Annotated in this window: 21 protein-coding genes; 5 read left to right on the forward strand and 16 right to left on the reverse strand. The window is 35.3% G+C overall.

Translation table 11 applies throughout. From position 1 onward, the window contains the following. Position 1: 1 nt before the first annotated feature. Together miaA and BHY08_RS05765 are read right to left on the reverse strand one after the other, a co-directional pair. Complete coding sequence (miaA, locus tag BHY08_RS05760; protein WP_071456971.1) at positions 2-940, reverse strand: tRNA (adenosine(37)-N6)-dimethylallyltransferase MiaA; 939 nt, start codon at positions 938-940, stop codon at positions 2-4. After that, positions 933-1,658: a glycerophosphodiester phosphodiesterase gene (locus BHY08_RS05765; RefSeq protein ID WP_084657188.1), complete on the reverse strand. Its 726-nt coding sequence runs from the start codon at positions 1,656-1,658 to the stop codon at positions 933-935. The genes miaA and BHY08_RS05765 overlap by 8 nt, the downstream gene beginning before the upstream one ends. Before the next feature lie 131 nt (positions 1,659-1,789). Between BHY08_RS05765 and BHY08_RS05770 the strand changes: the two genes are divergently transcribed. The 3 genes from BHY08_RS05770 (at position 1,790) to bsh (ending at position 3,665) form a co-directional block, all read left to right on the forward strand. Beyond that, positions 1,790-1,957 carry a DUF3042 family protein gene (locus tag BHY08_RS05770; protein WP_071456973.1) on the forward strand — a complete coding sequence of 56 codons (168 nt, stop codon included), beginning with the start codon at positions 1,790-1,792 and terminating at the stop codon, positions 1,955-1,957. A gap of 61 nt (positions 1,958-2,018) precedes the next feature. Beyond that, positions 2,019-2,606, forward strand: a complete 588-nt coding sequence (locus tag BHY08_RS05775; RefSeq protein WP_071456974.1) for a uracil-DNA glycosylase family protein — start codon at positions 2,019-2,021, stop codon at positions 2,604-2,606. An 84-nt stretch (positions 2,607-2,690) separates the two neighbouring features. Beyond that, positions 2,691-3,665 carry a choloylglycine hydrolase gene (bsh, locus tag BHY08_RS05780; RefSeq protein ID WP_071456975.1) on the forward strand — a complete coding sequence of 325 codons (975 nt, stop codon included), beginning with the start codon at positions 2,691-2,693 and terminating at the stop codon, positions 3,663-3,665. 33 nt (positions 3,666-3,698) lie between these two features. Here bsh and BHY08_RS05785 read toward each other — a convergent pair whose 3' ends face one another. From BHY08_RS05785 to BHY08_RS05810, 6 genes are all read right to left on the reverse strand, one after another. Continuing rightward, on the reverse strand, positions 3,699-4,091 hold the full coding sequence (locus BHY08_RS05785; protein ID WP_071456976.1) for a rhodanese-like domain-containing protein: 393 nt from the start codon (positions 4,089-4,091) through the stop codon (positions 3,699-3,701). Positions 4,092-4,113: 22 nt separating this feature from the next. Next, on the reverse strand, positions 4,114-5,085 hold the full coding sequence (locus BHY08_RS05790) for an ROK family glucokinase (protein WP_071456977.1): 972 nt from the start codon (positions 5,083-5,085) through the stop codon (positions 4,114-4,116). Continuing rightward, entirely contained in the window at positions 5,085-5,294 is a 210-nt protein-coding gene (locus BHY08_RS05795) for a YqgQ family protein (RefSeq protein WP_071456978.1), read from the reverse strand. Before BHY08_RS05795 ends, BHY08_RS05790 begins: the two co-directional genes overlap by 1 nt. A gap of 70 nt (positions 5,295-5,364) precedes the next feature. Then, positions 5,365-6,093 (reverse strand): rhomboid family intramembrane serine protease, encoded by a 729-nt coding sequence (locus tag BHY08_RS05800; RefSeq protein WP_169817668.1) that lies wholly within the window; start codon positions 6,091-6,093, stop codon positions 5,365-5,367. After that, complete coding sequence (locus BHY08_RS05805; RefSeq protein ID WP_169817669.1) at positions 6,080-6,643, reverse strand: 5-formyltetrahydrofolate cyclo-ligase; 564 nt, start codon at positions 6,641-6,643, stop codon at positions 6,080-6,082. Before BHY08_RS05805 ends, BHY08_RS05800 begins: the two co-directional genes overlap by 14 nt. 99 nt (positions 6,644-6,742) lie before the next feature. Beyond that, complete coding sequence (locus BHY08_RS05810; protein ID WP_071456980.1) at positions 6,743-7,165, reverse strand: MarR family winged helix-turn-helix transcriptional regulator; 423 nt, start codon at positions 7,163-7,165, stop codon at positions 6,743-6,745. 240 nt (positions 7,166-7,405) lie between these two features. Between BHY08_RS05810 and BHY08_RS05815 the strand changes: the two genes are divergently transcribed. Next, entirely contained in the window at positions 7,406-8,227 is an 822-nt protein-coding gene (locus tag BHY08_RS05815; protein WP_169817670.1) for an FUSC family protein, read from the forward strand. Between the two features lie 41 nt (positions 8,228-8,268). On the opposite strand, the gene rlmN is transcribed toward BHY08_RS05815, so the two are convergent. The 4 genes from rlmN to BHY08_RS05835 all read right to left on the reverse strand — a co-directional run bounded on the left by rlmN (position 8,269) and on the right by BHY08_RS05835 (position 12,468). Continuing rightward, positions 8,269-9,336 (reverse strand): dual-specificity RNA methyltransferase RlmN, encoded by a 1,068-nt coding sequence (rlmN, locus tag BHY08_RS05820; RefSeq protein WP_071456982.1) that lies wholly within the window; start codon positions 9,334-9,336, stop codon positions 8,269-8,271. A 125-nt stretch (positions 9,337-9,461) separates the two neighbouring features. Next, positions 9,462-9,782 (reverse strand): hypothetical protein, encoded by a 321-nt coding sequence (locus tag BHY08_RS05825; RefSeq protein ID WP_071456983.1) that lies wholly within the window; start codon positions 9,780-9,782, stop codon positions 9,462-9,464. 28 nt (positions 9,783-9,810) lie between these two features. Beyond that, on the reverse strand, positions 9,811-11,001 hold the full coding sequence (locus BHY08_RS05830) for a coenzyme F420-0:L-glutamate ligase (protein ID WP_071456984.1): 1,191 nt from the start codon (positions 10,999-11,001) through the stop codon (positions 9,811-9,813). Positions 11,002-11,145: 144 nt separating this feature from the next. Then, a complete protein-coding gene (locus tag BHY08_RS05835; protein ID WP_071456985.1) occupies positions 11,146-12,468 on the reverse strand; it encodes a polysaccharide deacetylase family protein in 1,323 nt (440 codons plus the stop codon). Positions 12,469-12,782: 314 nt separating this feature from the next. On the opposite strand from BHY08_RS05835, the gene BHY08_RS05840 reads away from it, so the two are divergent. Beyond that, a complete protein-coding gene (locus BHY08_RS05840; RefSeq protein ID WP_169817671.1) occupies positions 12,783-14,177 on the forward strand; it encodes a pyridoxal phosphate-dependent decarboxylase family protein in 1,395 nt (464 codons plus the stop codon). Positions 14,178-14,224: 47 nt separating this feature from the next. Here the strand turns inward: BHY08_RS05840 and BHY08_RS05845 are convergent, their stop codons facing one another. From BHY08_RS05845 to thrC, 4 genes are read right to left on the reverse strand one after another with little or no spacing between them, the layout of a single operon-like run. Further along, positions 14,225-14,563 carry an ACT domain-containing protein gene (locus BHY08_RS05845; protein ID WP_071456987.1) on the reverse strand — a complete coding sequence of 113 codons (339 nt, stop codon included), beginning with the start codon at positions 14,561-14,563 and terminating at the stop codon, positions 14,225-14,227. Further along, positions 14,557-14,901, reverse strand: coding sequence for an ACT domain-containing protein (locus tag BHY08_RS05850; protein ID WP_071456988.1), 345 nt, complete (start codon positions 14,899-14,901; stop codon positions 14,557-14,559). The genes BHY08_RS05845 and BHY08_RS05850 overlap by 7 nt, the downstream gene beginning before the upstream one ends. Next, on the reverse strand, positions 14,883-15,767 hold the full coding sequence (thrB, locus tag BHY08_RS05855; protein WP_071456989.1) for a homoserine kinase: 885 nt from the start codon (positions 15,765-15,767) through the stop codon (positions 14,883-14,885). Before thrB ends, BHY08_RS05850 begins: the two co-directional genes overlap by 19 nt. Next, complete coding sequence (gene thrC, locus BHY08_RS05860; protein WP_071456990.1) at positions 15,767-17,257, reverse strand: threonine synthase; 1,491 nt, start codon at positions 17,255-17,257, stop codon at positions 15,767-15,769. The genes thrB and thrC overlap by 1 nt, the downstream gene beginning before the upstream one ends. Between the last annotated feature and the right edge of the window lie 47 nt (positions 17,258-17,304).

The following is a 17,304-nucleotide window of genomic DNA, read 5'->3' on the forward strand; positions in this document are numbered from 1 at the left end:
CTCAACCCAGCCAACCAGCTACCGAACTCTCTAGTAAGCTCACATTGGCCTCATCAGACACAATATCCCACCACTCAACTGGCATTCGATTTCTAAACCACGTTAATTGGCGTTTGGCATATTGTCTTGAATGTTGTTTCACTTCTTCCACTGATTTTTCCAGTGAACACTTCCCCTCAAAATAAGGGAAAAACTCTTTGTAGCCAATACCTTGACTTGCTTGCGGGCAATCTAACTCATAAACCATCTTGGCTTCATCTAACAAACCTTCAGCCATCATGACATCTACTCGTTGATTGATTCTCTTATACAGAACCTCTCTATCCGTGGTTAATCCAATCAGTTTCACATCAAACGAACTTTTTGACAGATCCATTAAATCAATCTGTTGTTGCTCGCTGATACTTTTTCCCGTTAAATCAAACACTTCTAGTGCACGTATCACACGTTTGCGGTTATTCGGGTGAATCGTATTGGCCCCTTTTGGATCGATTATTTCTAGTTCGTGCCATAATGCTTCATTGGACAGTTTTTTAGCAAACTCTTCCCACTTTTTACGACTTTTCTTTTCATCATCACTTAACTCTGATGAGCCCAAATGAAAATCATAAAGCAGCGATTGAATGTAAAGTCCTGTACCACCTACGATGATAGGCAACTTATTTTGAGTCGCCAATTCGTTGATACATTCTATTGCTTGACGTTTAAATTCATGAGCCGAATAAGTGTCAGTCGGCTCTTTTATATCAATTAAATGATGTGGCACATTTTTCCTTTCGTTAATTGTTGCTTTTGCTGTTCCAATATCTAATTGTTTGTAAACTTGTAGCGAGTCACCACTGATGACCTCACCGTTAAATCGTTGACTTAGTTTGACCCCTAGAGCCGTTTTTCCAACCGCTGTCGGACCCACAATCACTAAGACTTTTTGCTTATCCATTATCTCTTACCTCAAGTGCTTTTTTAGGGAAATCTGTAAACATCCCTGCTAATTTCTGTTCAATACAAAATACCATATCAGCTTCTTTATTTACGGTCCATGGACGGACGTTTTCAATATGTGTCGTCTGATCGATGTGTCGTTTCAACCATCGAATATCTGGATGAAAACTATTCACATCTCGATGTTTATCTAACCACGCGATATCATACTTATTGCCAAATGCGATAAACGCAATTTCATACGTTTTATCAAGGGCCTTCAATCGTCTGAGCGTATCACGATTAAAACTGGATAAAACGATGGTAAATGACACATCCGCTTCCTCGATGGCTCGTAATACTTTTTGTTCAATACCTAAATACTCTATGCGATCTGTCTTTAATTCAATATTTAATAAACCTCTAAACTGATTAATTTTCAGTAGTGCCAAAACTTCTTCTAATGTCGGAATTTTCGTATCCTTAAATCTTTCATCAAACCAAGAACCAGCATCTAGCTGTTTAATTTCTGCTAAGGTTAAATCTTTTACCCACCCTTTTGCATTCGTGGTTCGGTTTAATTTTTCATCATGAATCACAACCAACTTACCATCACATGTTAACTGAACATCTAATTCGATTCCATCTGCCTTTACATCAATGGCTTCTTGAAACGCCGGTAGTGTGTTTTCCGGATGTGTCCCCTTACTTCCTCTATGGGCAATTACTTTTGTCATTTTATCACTTCCATTCTGTTTCATTCTACCATTTTTATGTAAAATTAATAGTCGTTGTATCCCTTATCACTAGATTTTTATTATAAAATGCGTATAATAAAGGTATAAATTCAGATAAGGACGTGAGTGCTATGAAGAAATTTTCAAAAGGATTTTTAGTCGGTACTGCAACAACTTTAGCAGCCTTAACAGGTGTTGCTTTTGGCGTGAAAAAAGTATTAATCGAACCAATCGAGGAAAAAGAAGAAATGATTGACGACAATCGTAAAAAAGCAATGCGTAAAAGTAGAGCGAGATAACATAATGAAACCAAAAGATAACCCGGTGTTATGTTTTGGTTTTTTATTTACCTAAAAAGGAGTGAGCAGATTGACGATAGAAGAAATTAGACAACAAATCATTCATGACCCTGACAATGCCTCTTTCACTGAAAAAGGATGGCAACCTGTTTTTATGGCCTATCCTGAAGCAAAAATACTCATTATCGGACAAGCACCTGGAATTAAAACACAAGAAAAAGAACAAGTATTCCGTGATAAAAGTGGGGAAAAACTACGTGAATGGATGGGTGTAACAGACGACATATTTTATGATTCAAAACAAATTGCCGTGTTGCCACTTGATTTTTATTTTCCAGGAAAAGCAGCTCATGGTGACTTACCACCTAGAAAGAATTTTACTGAAAAATGGCACCCATCTTTGATTGAATGTATGCCAAACATTGAGTTAACTATTCTTATGGGGACATATGCTCAAAAGTATTATTTAAAAGATAAAGCGAAAAAAACACTAACCGAAACAGTTTTTGCTTATGAAGAATACTTACCAACTTATTTTCCGATAGTGCATTCCTCCCCACTAAATTTTCGTTGGTTTGCCAAACATCCAGAATTTGAATCAGCTATTGTTCCCGTTTTTAAAGCACACGTCCAAAAATTAATAAAATAGTTAATTATTCTTCATAAAAAATTCATTGTTATAAATATTTTTTAGCATTATACTCATGGTAGATTTTATTTAGGAGATGACAATATGTGTACATCAGTTAGTTTTAATGGAAACCATCATTATTTTGGACGAAACCTTGATTTAGATTATACATTTAATCAAGAAGTCGTCATTACACCTAGAAATGTCGTGTTTGAATTAAGAAACGGGCAAACTTTATCCTCTCATTTTGCGATGATTGGCATGGCTGTAATTTCAGATAACTACCCACTTTATTTTGATGCGACCAATGAAAAAGGCTTGAGTATCGCTGGATTGAACTATCCTAAAAATGCTTTTTATCAACCAGACGAAAAGACAGAAAACAGTATCGCGTCTTTTGAGTTGATTCCTTATGTGTTGTCTCAATGTACCACCATTGATGAGGTTAAATCACTTTTAGATGATCTCATTATCACTGATGTGGCTTTCAGTCCTGAATTTCCAAGCTCTCCACTGCATTGGATCATTGCTGATAAACATGCTGCTATCACAGTTGAGTCTGATAGAGATGGTTTACATGTCTATGATAATCCTGTCGGTGTTTTGACAAACAATCCACCATTTCCTACTCAATTATTTAATTTAAACAACTACAGACATTTGTCTGCTAAAACAAGTGCGAACTTCTTTGCACCACAACTAGACTTAGATGCCTACAGTAATGGTATGGGAGCAATTGGTTTGCCAGGAGATTTATCCTCTATGTCACGTTTTGTTCGTGCAACCTTCACTAAAGAACACAGTCTAAAGTTTCAAACTGTGGAAGAAGATATCAATCAGTTTTTCCATATTTTATCTTCTGTGTGGCAAACAAAAGGGTTATGTGACGTTGGCGAGGAACACTATGAATACACTATCTATTCTTCTTGTTGTGATACGGATACAGGCATTTATTACTACAAAACATATAACAATAGCCAAATCAGTGCCGTTTCTCTACATCATGAAAACCTTGACGCCTCAGACTTAATCCATTATCCACTAGTAACCAAAACAAGTATTCATTCAATCAATTAAAAAAGATGTCGGAAAAAATCCGGCATCTCTTTTTTATTTTTGTTTCGTTTTTCCTGTCCAGTTCATATAACCACCCTTTAAGATGTAGATATCTTTGTATCCTTCTTTTTTAAGCAAACCAGCCATATAAATTGCCATACTTGTACGGTTATCATACAAATAGATTGGTGCATCTTTACGAATAGCAAGTAAATATTCTTTGTGCGCTCTTGAAATAGTATACGGCACACTTCTTGCTCCTAAAATATGACCACGATTGTAGTCCTCTTTTTCTCTCACATCAATAACTTGAGCTGTTCTCATCGTTTCTTGGAATTTATCTTGTTCAATCCACTCAGCTGCACGCTTTCTCTTGATAAAAAAGAATAGCTTATACAATCCATAACTCGCAATAATAATAATTAATATAGTTGTTAACAAATTCACGGGACATTTACCTTTCTATCTATTATTTATCTTTTTTAAACTTTAATGCTAATGATGCTGCACCAATCACACCAGCCGAATTTCCTAATTCTGCTAATTTAATGGTCGTACTATTTTTTACTTGTGGGAAGGTAAATCGGTCAAAGTACACTTGCACTTTTTCCAATAAAAACTCTCCCGCTGCTGACACGCCACCACCGATGACAATGTCATTAGGATTTAACATATTTCCGATATTCCCACATGCTAAACCTAAATAAAAACACACTTTATCGACAACTAATAACGCAAAGTGATCGTTGTCTTTTGCTAAGTCAAAAACATCTTTACTTGACACTTCTTGTCCGTCATCAATCATATCTTTTAATCTTGATGTGCCAGAGAACTCTTCGCTCATCTCTCTAGCCAAACGAACGACACCTGTTGCTGATGCGACTGTTTCAAGACAACCTTTTTTACCACATGTACAATCAAAGCCTTCCGGATCAACGGTAATATGACCAATTTCACCAGCTGCTCCAGCGACTCCATGAAGTAAATGACCTTCAGCGATAATACCTCCGCCAACACCCGTTCCTAGCGTGATAAACGTAACATCAGGGGCATTATTTCCAGCACCTTTCCATCTCTCACCAAGTGCTGCCACGTTGGCATCATTATCTAAATCAAATGGAATACCAAACGTTTCTTCCATTGGTTTTTTTATTTCTTGAAGAGTTGACCAGTTTAAGTTGTAAGCACCAATCACCGTTCCATTTTCTTTATCGACTGTTCCTGGTGTCCCCATACCAATCCCAATAAAATCAGATGGCTTCATGCCATATAAATCTAATCTGTGTTTGATTGATTCAATAATATCTGGGACGATGTGTGAGCCGTTGTCTTCAATATTTGTTTCAACACTCCATCGTTGTTGAATCTCACCATCTTCAGTTAAAATCGCTAATTTTGCTGTTGTACCACCTAAATCAATACCTATTAATTTATTTGTCATTATTGACCCTCCTGATAATCTTCTTCAAGATGATGCTCCCGTTTTAAAACTAGCATGGCTTTTATGTATTCCTGTTTGTCTATCAATCCTGCTTCTTCCAGTTGCTTTAATTCAATCATCATTAATTCAATATCCCATAGCCGATTTCCGACATAAATAAAAATACCAAATCGTTTAAATAACTGTTGCACATCATACATTGTTTTCAATTTTCATTACCGACCTTATTATACAGATATATCCTTGGTATTCCTAGTACCGTCTGCATTTATTTTCATTTTATCCATAAAAACCTTTATATAAACATCCCACTGATAACAGAACAAAGACCACTAAAGATAACAATCGTTTTGTTTTATCAATGTTTTCATTGAAACCAAGTTTATTTGCTGGCACACCTACAATGATCATAATCAGTAACCCACCAAGCGCTCCACCAAAGTGTCCCATAATATCAACACCTGAATCAAATAAATTCATCACTAAATTCATTAAAATAAGTAGTGTCATGTTACGCGACATATATTTGATTGCTGGATGGTATTTGTAAATTTGTCCTAAAATAATAAAGGCCGCAAAAATACCAAACAACGAGGTACTTGCTCCGGCAGAAATCGCATTGTCTGAACCAAATGCAAAACTCCATAAATTACCAAAAATCCCGCTTAACATATAAACAAGGAAAAATCGAGCGTGTCCAATCAACGGCTCTAAAATACGACCGACAAAATACAATCCTAAAGAGTTTAACAATAAATGGAAAAAGCCAATATGAACAAAAATTGGCGTAACCAGTCGCCAAATCTCACCATCAATGTTAATTGCTGCATGAGTCATGGCACCGAATTGATACAAAATCCCAACATTCTCTGAGCCTGAATAAATCCCTTGCGTTAATCCAACTAACTCCATCAAAATAAATACGACGATTTGAATCGCTAAAAATAAATAAGTAAAGTACGGTCCACGTTTGAAACGCATCCAACGTGTCGTATTATATCCTCTCATTCAGTTCCCCCTTACGTGCACAAATCAATGTGTCCACGATTTTATCATGTGGTTCAGTTTCTAGTTCCTCTAATAACTGTTCTTGGAAGACCAAACTTATTGTGTGCCCTTTAAAATCAGTCAAGTAACGGTCATAAAATCCACCACCGTACCCAATTCGTTTACCTTCTGTGGTAAATCCAACACCAGGCACAATCATCAAATCAATGTCTGTTTTGTCATAAAGCTGGCTGTCAATCGGCTCGTACACACCAAATCGTGTTAATTCAAGTTCAACCGAGTCATCATACAGATAAAAATCCATTAACCCCAACTTTTGCGTCTTTGGAATCACAATCGTTTTCCCTTCGTTAAAGGCTCGTTTCATCAATTTTTTTGTATCAAACTCATGTGTCATTGGATAGGTCGTAGCTATGACTGTCGCTTGCTGCCATTGACTCGTTTCAAATAACCGCGACAACATCTCATCTTCTATGTTATTTTTTTTATTTTCTTGTGTTGCAAGATGATTTAACCGTGAAATTATCTCTTGTCTAATCGTCTTTTTCATCATGCCACCTCCTTAAACAGTATACTAAAGTATTATAACATAACTTGTTTGTGACCTTTATCTAAAAGTTATATAAAGGGGTTGTTAATAAAAATTTTATCATTTTTGAAATATTTTAAGTAGAACATCTAATGCATGATTTAATTCTTCCATCTCTTCTTTAGTCAGTTTTTCATTTAAATCTTCACCCAAATCTGTTGTATCAAATGGGTTTCTCTTTAAATAACTCATCCCTTTTTCACTAATGGACACGTTAGTAATTCGTTTGTCTAATGGACTAACTGTTTTTTCTACTAAACCATGTGATACCAGTTGTGAGATAATCCGTGTTGTCTGTTGTTTACCAAAATAAAAATCTGTGGCGATGTCTGTCATAGTCATGGACGGCACTTGTGTTAAGCCTAGTAAACAATAATACCCTTCATATGTGATGTTTAAATCATTTTTTTGTTTGATGCGTCTTTCCACATTGAAATGCCAATAGGGTAATAGTTTTAATAATTTATTTGCGATTTTTTCCATTTTACACACTCCTAAATTGACTTTTTTATCTTCTTCATGATACCTTATTAGTACATATTTGTGTACTAAAAGAAATGAGTTGATTTATTTATGCTAACAAAACTATCCACCCACATAAAACAAAACTTCAGTAAAAATCTAGTAGATTTCACCACAAATCTATTGTTTATCTTAATTTTCACTTTAATTTTTGGTGAAGAAAATTTACTCCCTATTGTCGCATTAAGCGTTGGGTTTCTAATGTTTCCTAAAATTAATTTCGGCGTAACAGACAAGGTTCTTATCATGACAAACTTACTATTTCCACTTGGAGGTATCATCTCCCAACTGCCACATAGCCAGCCGTTTTTATTATTTTTTGTCTATGCTGCGTTCACTCTATTAATTTTAATCTTAACTGCTGAACCAATTGCGTTTCAATATTCTATTCCATATATGATTAATTTTTTATTTTGCCAGGCAACTCCTGTCGAGTCTACTCACGCGCTAAACCGGATAATATGTCTAGTCATAGGGAGCGTTGTGTTAAGTATTTTAGCCGTCAAATCAAAGAAAAGGCAGCCTTTAACTGTAACAAAATTAAATCTAGACGAACAAATCAAACGCTCCGTTTCTAATCCAATCTATCTACTAAAAATGACGTTAAGTGTGTCGATTGCTATGACAGTTGCTATTTTGATTCATGCACCAAAACCTCTTTGGATTAGTATTGTGGCGATGTCTTTAACAGAAATTCACTTTAGTGAGACTGTCAAAAAAACACGCGAACGCATTATTGGCACAGCATTTGGCGTGATTGTCTTTTATTTATTTTTAGTCAAACTAATTCCAACACCTTATGCGATCGCCTTTATACTAAGTGTTGGATTTATCAGTTACTTTTTAGTCGATTACAAACATAAAACCATTGTCAACTCTATTGCAGCCATGAATGCTGCACTGGTAATATTTCCAAGTGGCGTGTCAATTGCGAATCGATTTATTGGTTTATTCATTGGGATTGTCATTGCGATTGTCGTGGCGATGATGTGCCACCTCATTCAAAAAGCAATTGTACGATAAAAAAGCTACAGTCATTATCAAAATGGCGTAGCTTTTTTAGTTTATTTACTCTTCTCTTTTTTCATTTGTTTACTTCTTAACTGCCCACACGCTGCATCAATATCAGACCCAAATTCTTGTCTGACCACACAGTTGATGCCATTTCTTTTTAAAACATCATAAAAAGCTAGCGTGTCTTTTTTTGTGCTTCGTTGATACAAGTCATGTTCTTCCACTGTATTGTAAGGAATCAAGTTGACATACGTTAGTTTTTTCTTATCTTTCAATAAATCTGCCAATTGTTGGGCATGCTCTGGTGTGTCATTCACCCCTCGAAGCATGATATATTCAAACGTAATACGGCGATTGGTTTCTTTTAAATAATAATCCACTGCATCCATCAAACGCTCTAATGGATACGCTCGATTAATTTGCATGATAGATGTGCGTGTTTCGTTGTTTGGTGCATGAAGCGAAATTGCTAAGTTAACTTGCAAGCCATTTGTCGCAAATTGCTTGATTTTTGGTACCAATCCACTTGTTGATACAGTCATATGTCTTGCCCCTATTTGTAGCCCTTTTGGATCATTCATGATAGATAAAAAGTCCATCACGTTATTATAATTATCAAACGGTTCACCAATTCCCATGACCACAATATGACTCACTCTCTCGTCTTGCCCTTGTTTGTCTAGGTAGTGCTGCACTTTCATAATTTGGGCGACAATTTCTCCTGTTGTTAAGTTACGTTGTTTTTTCAATAAGCCACTCGCACAAAAGGTACAGCCTATGTTACAACCAATTTGTGTCGTCACACAAACTGATAATCCATACGCTTGTCGCATCAACACTGTTTCAATCATATGATGATCCGGCAACTCAAATAAATATTTTACCGTCCCATCTTGACCTTCTTGGACAACGACTTCATTCAAAGGGTCTAACACGAAGTGTTCATTTAATAATTCAATTGTTTGTTTAGAGAGATTGCTCATTTCAGAAAAATCTGTCACACGTTTTTCATATAACCATTGCCACACTTGGGCTGCTCTAAATTTCTTTTCACCATTTTTCACAAACCAGTCAACAAGTTGAGTCTGTGTTAAATCATAGATAGATGGTTTCATTATTTATTCCTCATTTCTACTTTGTACACTTAATCACTATATAGGATTTATGTCTAATTTGCAATGACAAACTCACTATCCGTTCATACAAAAAAAGCAAAAGAACGAGTTGCTCTCTTGCTTGTGCTTTATTGATTTATCGCATGTAATGTTTGTTTACATAATTGTTCTAATCTCTCTGATAATTCTTGAGCCGTTTCTTGTGAATACACAATCGTTTCAACTGGTGTTGAGACAAAATCAAGCAATTTTACAGCTTGCCATGTATCACCTTGTTTTTCAATCGTGATTTGTGGGTGCACACTCGTTGCCCCGCACGCATCAGCCACTAAAAATGCAAACTCATAAGTCCTTTCGTCTAGTTCTCTTAAACGATAATACCCATCATGAATAAACTGTTTGTCTGCTGATAAATGTTTTGTCAACACATCCATTTCTTCTTGTGTCATATCCACACGCCTCCTTTATTAGCTTTGATTAGTTAGTAAAGTTATCGAAGTAGCCTTGAATAAAGACAATCGGTGTTCCTTTATCTCCACTACCTGACGTTAAATCTGATAATGAACCGATTAAGTCAGTTAATTTTCTAGGTGTTGTTCCTTGAGCTTCCATTAATCCTGTTAAATCATCTGCTTTTGAATCAATGTGTTTTTTGATTGCTTCTTCAAGTTCAGCTCCACGTAAGTCAGAGAAATTGTTATCAGCAAGATATTTTAACTTCACTTCATTAGGTGTTCCTTCTAAACCTGATGTGTATGCAGGAGATACAACTGGGTCAGCAAGTTCCCAAATTTTTCCAACTGGATCTTTAAACGCACCATCTCCATAAACCATGACTTCCACTTGTTTACCAGTTAACTCTTTTAGTTTACGTTGGATATTATCCACTGTTTCTTGCGAGTTTCTTGGGAATAATTTCACGCCATCGTCTGTTGATTTATTTGAACCAAGTAATCCATATTGCTCGTTAAAGCCACTTCCATCAACCGATTCAGATAAAACATCATCCAAAGTGTACACTTTTTCCGCACCATTTTGTTCTAATATGCGTTTTGTACGGTAACGTGTGTGAATGTCACATGTTAAGATATTTTTTGTATAAGATAAAATCGTTTTAGGTTTTTGAGAAAAGATTACTTCGCACTCAGCACCTTCAGCTGCGATTAATTCTTTATAATAGTCAATATAGTCAACACCTGTAAAGGTATGTTTTTGATAACCAAATAACTCTCTAAATTCTGTTTCAGTTAACGTATCTGTCCAAGGATTAACTCCTTTTTCATCTAATGCGTCAAGTGAAATCAAGTGATTTCCCACTTCATCTGATGGATAACTTAACATTAAGACAATTTTTTTGCTTCCTCTAGCAATTCCTCTCAAACAGTTTGAAAAACGATTACGACTAAAAATTGGGAAGATAACCCCAACTGTATCTTCATTAAATTTGTGACGAATATCTTCTGCGATTTGATCAATTGATGCATAGTTTCCTTGCGCTCTAGCAACGATTGACTCAGTCACTGCAACGATATCTTTGTCTTGAATTGAGAAATTCCCTTCTCTAGAAGCTTCCATCACGCTATCAATCACGATAGATTCCAAGTCGTCTCCTTCATTAATAATTGGACAACGTAATCCCCTTGATACAGTTCCAATAATTCTTGACATAGTTTACTCTCCCTTATCGTACAACTCATTTTTTTAATTTAGTTCCATAAGTACTATACAGTGTTTTAGCTTACAAGTAAAATTTAGACGCTAGAAAAAATAAGAAAAGATGATTAAACGGGTATTTAATCATCTTTTTTACTTTTAATTGATTAAGTCTTTAGCCAATACAAAAGTATAATCTTGGCTTTTTAAAAACTTAATGACATTTTCTAAACTATCTGCTGAATCTTGGTGAATATCATGCATCAGCACAATACTGTGAGGTTGCAATTCTTTTTTGACTTCCCCTAGAATAGCTGTGGGATTATGTGTTTTCCAATCGAGTGTGTCGATATTCCATAACGCAATCGTCATATTTGGTTCAACTTTTGTCACACGATCATTATACGCACCATATGGCGGACGAAGAAGCGTTGGTTTTTCACCTGTTAGTTTTTCTATTTTTTGATTGGTTGAATCAATTTCTTGCTTGATACTTGCTTCATCTAATTTTGTCAAGTCTTTGTGGTCATACGTATGATTCCCAATGTCATGTCCTGCTTCATGAATTTTCTTCACAACATCTGGGTAATTATCAACCATTGTCCCTAACATAAAGAATGTGGCTTTAATGTTGTATTTTTTTAACGTATTTAATATTTGTAAGGAACTGGTGTTGTTTGGTCCATCATCAAATGTTAAGGCCACTTTCTTATCATCGTTTAAAATCGTTGGATCATTTTTTACTACTTCTTTTTGTAACACGGATAATTGACTCGCATAAACTTGTCTTAGCTTATCATTTTTAAGACTACTCACTTCTTTATTCAGCTTTTTATACTGGTCAGAAGTTGGAACTGTCTTAATTTTTTTATCTTGAATATACGTTTTCATCTCTTTGTCTAAAGATACAAGTGCATTATTTTGTTCGGTGATTTGTTTTAACCCAGCTTCTAAAGAGGCTTTTTGTTCATCTTTAGGTAACGACGTCACATTTGAATCCAATTCATCTTTCATAGATTGAGTAATTGATTGTGAGATGGCTAAATCTTTGACTAAACTATTTTTATTAAAAGGTTTTGTGCCAAAAATAGTAGACATTTGCTGTGATGCTTTAATTCTTTTCTGGATGGCATCAATGGCTTCAGCATCTTTGTTTAAACCAAGCATCAATTGTTTCTTTTGATTCTTCACTTTTCCAGAAATATTTGAAATATCATCAACCGTTTTAATACTTTGATGAACGCTATCCTTCGTTTGATTCGCGGTTTTAAGCAAGTCTTGATTTATCACAAAGTTTTCTAAATTTTGTTGACTTAATTCTTGAATTGACTGATCAATCACTTTCTTTTCACTTGTCACACTTCTTAGTGTTTGACTCGCTTTTTTATCAAGAGTCATTCGACGAACTAAAAAGATAACCTCTACAATAAGAATAAGTAATAAAAAAATTAATATAAATTGCTTTCTTTTTTCTTTAATCAATTTTCCAATCTACACCTTTCTAAAATATAACAGTTCCATTCTAACAGTAATTATTAAAAATGTTTATTATTTTTAAATTTTTTCTATAGTAAAATAGGTACGTTTCCTTTATTTTATTCATTTACAATACATTTATATTTTATATGTTCATTTTACGCAGAATTACCTTATGTTAGCTGTACCTTAATCACCCGTTTAGATTTTAATTAAAACAACCTGAAAAATCCTCATTTTATAATCATAAACCGCAATGACTCACATGACTATGTTAAAATAATCTTGCTATGCTGAATATACATTGGAGGGAATATATAATGGACATTCAAGACTACATGAAAGCATTTATTGATACTTTTTACGAAAATAAACAAGACATTCAACAAGGAAAGCCAATTGAGCTGATTCCTAACGACACCATCAACGCACTAAAAAATACGACCATCACCGAAAATGGACGTGATTTAGATAGTCTACTGAAAATGTTAGAAGAAAGTGTCTATCCTTTTAGAAATGTTAGTGAACATAAACGAAATTTTGCTTTTATTCCTGCACCCGTTGTTGATATTTCAAAATTAGGTGACTTATTTGAATCATTTTATAACCCAAACGCTGCAGGATTTTATTCTAGCTCTGGAACAGCTGTCGTCGAAGAAGAAATGATGGCTTATTTATGTGAAAAAGCTGGATATAATCCCAAAAAAGCAAGTGGCACATTTTTATCAGGTGGTTCAATGGCCAATCTAAATGCCACTATAGCTGCCAGAGATAAATATTTATCGTTAGATGACATCACAAGAGGTGTGGTTTATATTTCTGATCAGGCACATCATAGTGTCCATAAAGCACTTCACGTGATTGGTATTCCAGATGAAAGAATTCGTCGTGTAAAGACAGATGACCAATTAAAAATTGACCCAACAGCACTTCAAGAAATAATCAAAGCTGATAAAAAGAATGCATTACGTCCATTTATCGTCATTGCGACAGCCGGGACAACAAATGCGGGGGTGATTGATCCATTAACTGAATTGGCTAAGATTTGTAAAGAAGAAGACATGTGGCTGCACGTGGACGGAGCGTTTGGCGCATCGGTGTTATTATCATCAAGCCACACTCACCTACTTAAAGGAATTGAACAGGCTGACAGTATCACGTGGGATGCACATAAATGGCTCTTCCAAAGCTACTCTTGTGCGATGTTACTAGTAAAAGATAAAGCCGATTTATTGCGAAGTTTTAGTGAAACACCTGAGTATTTAGAAGATGCTTCTGAAAACGAGCACATCAACACATGGGATTTAGGACTTGATTTATCTCGTCCAGCTCGTGGTGTGAAGTTATGGTTATCCATGCAAGCGCTTGGAACGAAGAAATTAGGTGATACCATCGATTATGGAATCAAACTAGCTGAATACACTGAGTCTGTCGTGCGAAATACACCAAAACTAGACATTGTCACACCTGCTCAAACAGCGATTCTTAACTTTAGGTATTACCGTGAAGGTTTAAGCGAAGAAGAATTAAATTCGTTCAATACAGCTTTATCAAATATGATTTCTAATCAAGGGTTTGCTCAAATTTTGACAACAAAACTTCAAGGAAAAACAGTATTACGTATGTGTACCATCTCGCCTGAAACGACACAAGAAGACATCGATAAAACAATCGAACACATTTCTACATGTGTAGAAAAATTAGAAACTAACTAAAAAATAAACCGAACACGATATCTTAAAAACGTCGTATTCGGCTTTTATCATTCAATTGATAATAGTTGAAGATGATTGACTCCTGTTAATTTTTCTAATTCCACTAAGAGTTCATTCACTGACACTGATAGTTCTTTGATATCAATCCCCATGACGACTGTTGCAGTGTCTTGGATGGGAATGTTTTGATTAATCGTCAAAACATTTCCCCCAAGTTCTGACAAGCGGTTTAACACAGACGACAACAATCCTTTTTTATCGGTTAAGTTAAAAGAGATAAGTGTTTTTCTAATTTGTGCCGTTTTATCAGCGACAAACACATGGTCTTTGTACTTATAAAACGCACTTCGAGATAGGCCAACTTCATTAACAACCTCACTCAACATCTGAGTAGCGACTGTTGCAGTGTCTTGGATGGAATGTTTTGATTAATCGTCAAAACATTTCCCCCAAGTTCTGACAAGCGGTTTAACACAGACGACAACAATCCTTTTTTATCGGTTAAGTTAAAAGAGATAAGTGTTTTTCTAATTTGTGCCGTTTTATCAGCGACAAACACATGGTCTTTGTACTTATAAAACGCACTTCGAGATAGGCCAACTTCATTAACAACCTCACTCACATTTTTAAAATCTCCTGAGTTTAATAATTTTTTTGCTTCGATTACCTTTGAGAAAACGTCTGGTAATACTTCTTGATTGACGATTAGATAGTTCTGTGACATACTTCTGCTCCTTTATAATCTACCAATAAATCAAGAGCCTTCCATTTATGTTTCAACGTACTAAGTGAGGTGTTTAATCCTTTCATGTCAACTTGTGACGTGAAAATTCCCATCAATGTTGAGCCACTACCAGAAATATAAAACCCTTTTGCTCCTGATTCTTTTGCGATATGTTCTACTATATCATATTCGTCAATTAATTTTTTGCGGTATGGCTGATGAATGCCATCATCTAAAAATTTATCTAAATTAGCCGCATCTCCTGTTTTTAATGCGTCTAATAAAAATAATAATTTTGCTTGATTGGCTACGACCGTTTTTAGCGGATAGCTTTCAGGTAACACTCCTCGTGCGACTGATGTTTCCAACGTAAAATCGGGAACAAAAGCCACAAATTGATACGACTCATCAACTGGGTAATGCTGGAAAAAAATATCGTCATTCATTTGATAAGAGGCACTTAATCCCCCTAATAAAGCAGGTACCACATTATCAGGGTGCCCTTCAATTTGAGTACAATACTTCACCAACTCATCTTGGCTTAAATGAAGCTGATGCAACTCATTGGCTGCTAGTACACCTGACACGATACACACTGCACTACTACCCAAACCACGTGCAAACGGAATATCACTATCTATCTGTAATTTAATTGGTGTCACAGGTCGTTTTAAGTCATCTAGCACGTATTTGTATGACTGATAAATTAAATTATCTTCTGTCTGAAATGCCACAGGACACCCTGTAATCTCCAACTTGTCTGATAATTCAACCTCACACTCACCATAAAACGTCACAGCTAAACCTAATGTGTCAAACCCGACACCGACATTGGCAGATGTTGCCGGAACTTTAATACACACCATTATGACTCACCTACCTGTTTAATAATAATAGCCTTCATCTCATCAATATCAATCACTTGATTATGTAAAATTGGCGCATGTTTCAAGTCTTTCAACTGACTTGGTGCATAGACGTTTGTTTTTTCTTCTAACTCATCAATTAATTTAAACTCGTCTTGTGAGCTATCAATCGCAAGTTCTGGAATGTCTTTGCTCACTTCTTGTACAAACTTATAAGGAGAAGCTGTTGATAAAATAACCGTCTTTTCTTTCTTCTCAGGACTATTTTCCAATACATAAGAAGCCACTGCTGTATGTGGATCAAGTAGGTAGCCTTTTTCTTTGTATACTTTATCGATTTGTTCAGCTACTTGTTTATCTGTTGCATAACCTGTTCCAAATGTTTCTTGAATAGTGTGTAATAACTCGTCAGAAATTTTGAATTTCCCTGTCGTTTTTAACTGATTCATCAAATCAGCCACATAATGAGCATCTCCTCCACTTAAATGGAACAGCATTCTTTCTAAGTTTGATGAAATTAAAATATCCATACTTGGTGAGCTCGTCTTTTTAAACTCACGATTTGTGTCATATTCTCCTGTTTTTAAGAAATCATATAATACGTTGTTTTCGTTTGAAGCACAAATGAGTTTATTGATTGGTAGCCCCATTTGTTGCGCGTAATATCCGGCTAAAATATTACCAAAGTTTCCTGTTGGCACAATGTAGTCAACTTTTTCACCTAATTTAATTTCCCCCGTATTAACAAGTTCTGCGTATGATGCAAAATAGTAAACAACTTGAGGAATTAAACGACCAATGTTAACTGAGTTGGCACTTGAGAATTCAATGTGATGCTCTTTTAGTAATGCCACTAATTCTTCATCATGGAATAAACGTTTCACATTACTTTGCGCATCATCAAAGTTTCCGTTAATTGACACAACCGCCACGTTTCCTCCATCTTGTGTTTGCATTTGTTTTTCTTGAATAGTTGATACCCCATTATTTGGGTAATACACAATCATATCAACTAACGGATCATTTTTAAATCCTTCCAAAGCAGCTTTACCAGTGTCACCACTTGTGGCGGTTAAAATTAATCGTTTGTTCGTATTATTTTGTGTTTTTGCTGATAAGTTTACTAGTTTTGGTAACAGTGATAAGGCAACATCCTTAAATGAACAAGTTGGCCCGTGGAATAATTCTAAAACATAATCATCGCCTACTTTTTTTAATGGCGTGATTTTTTCATCGCTAAATGTGTTTGTATAAGCCTCTTTCACACATTTTTTGATGTTATTTTCTGAAAACTCATTGAAAAACTGATTGATAACCAGTGAAGCAATCTCTTGATAGTCCTTATCTAAAACAGTCGATACATCTAAATTCACATCATCTAAGTTAGGCAAGACAAACAATCCTCCATCAGGACTTAACCCTGCTAAAATCGCTTGACTAGCGGAATAGTTAATTGTTTCGTTTCTTGTACTTTGATATTTTTTTTCCATCGTAACACTCCTTGTCTTTCATTTTAGTCTATGATACAATGTTCACC

Source organism: Vagococcus teuberi (genome assembly GCF_001870205.1).
GTDB lineage: Bacteria > Bacillota > Bacilli > Lactobacillales > Vagococcaceae > Vagococcus > Vagococcus teuberi.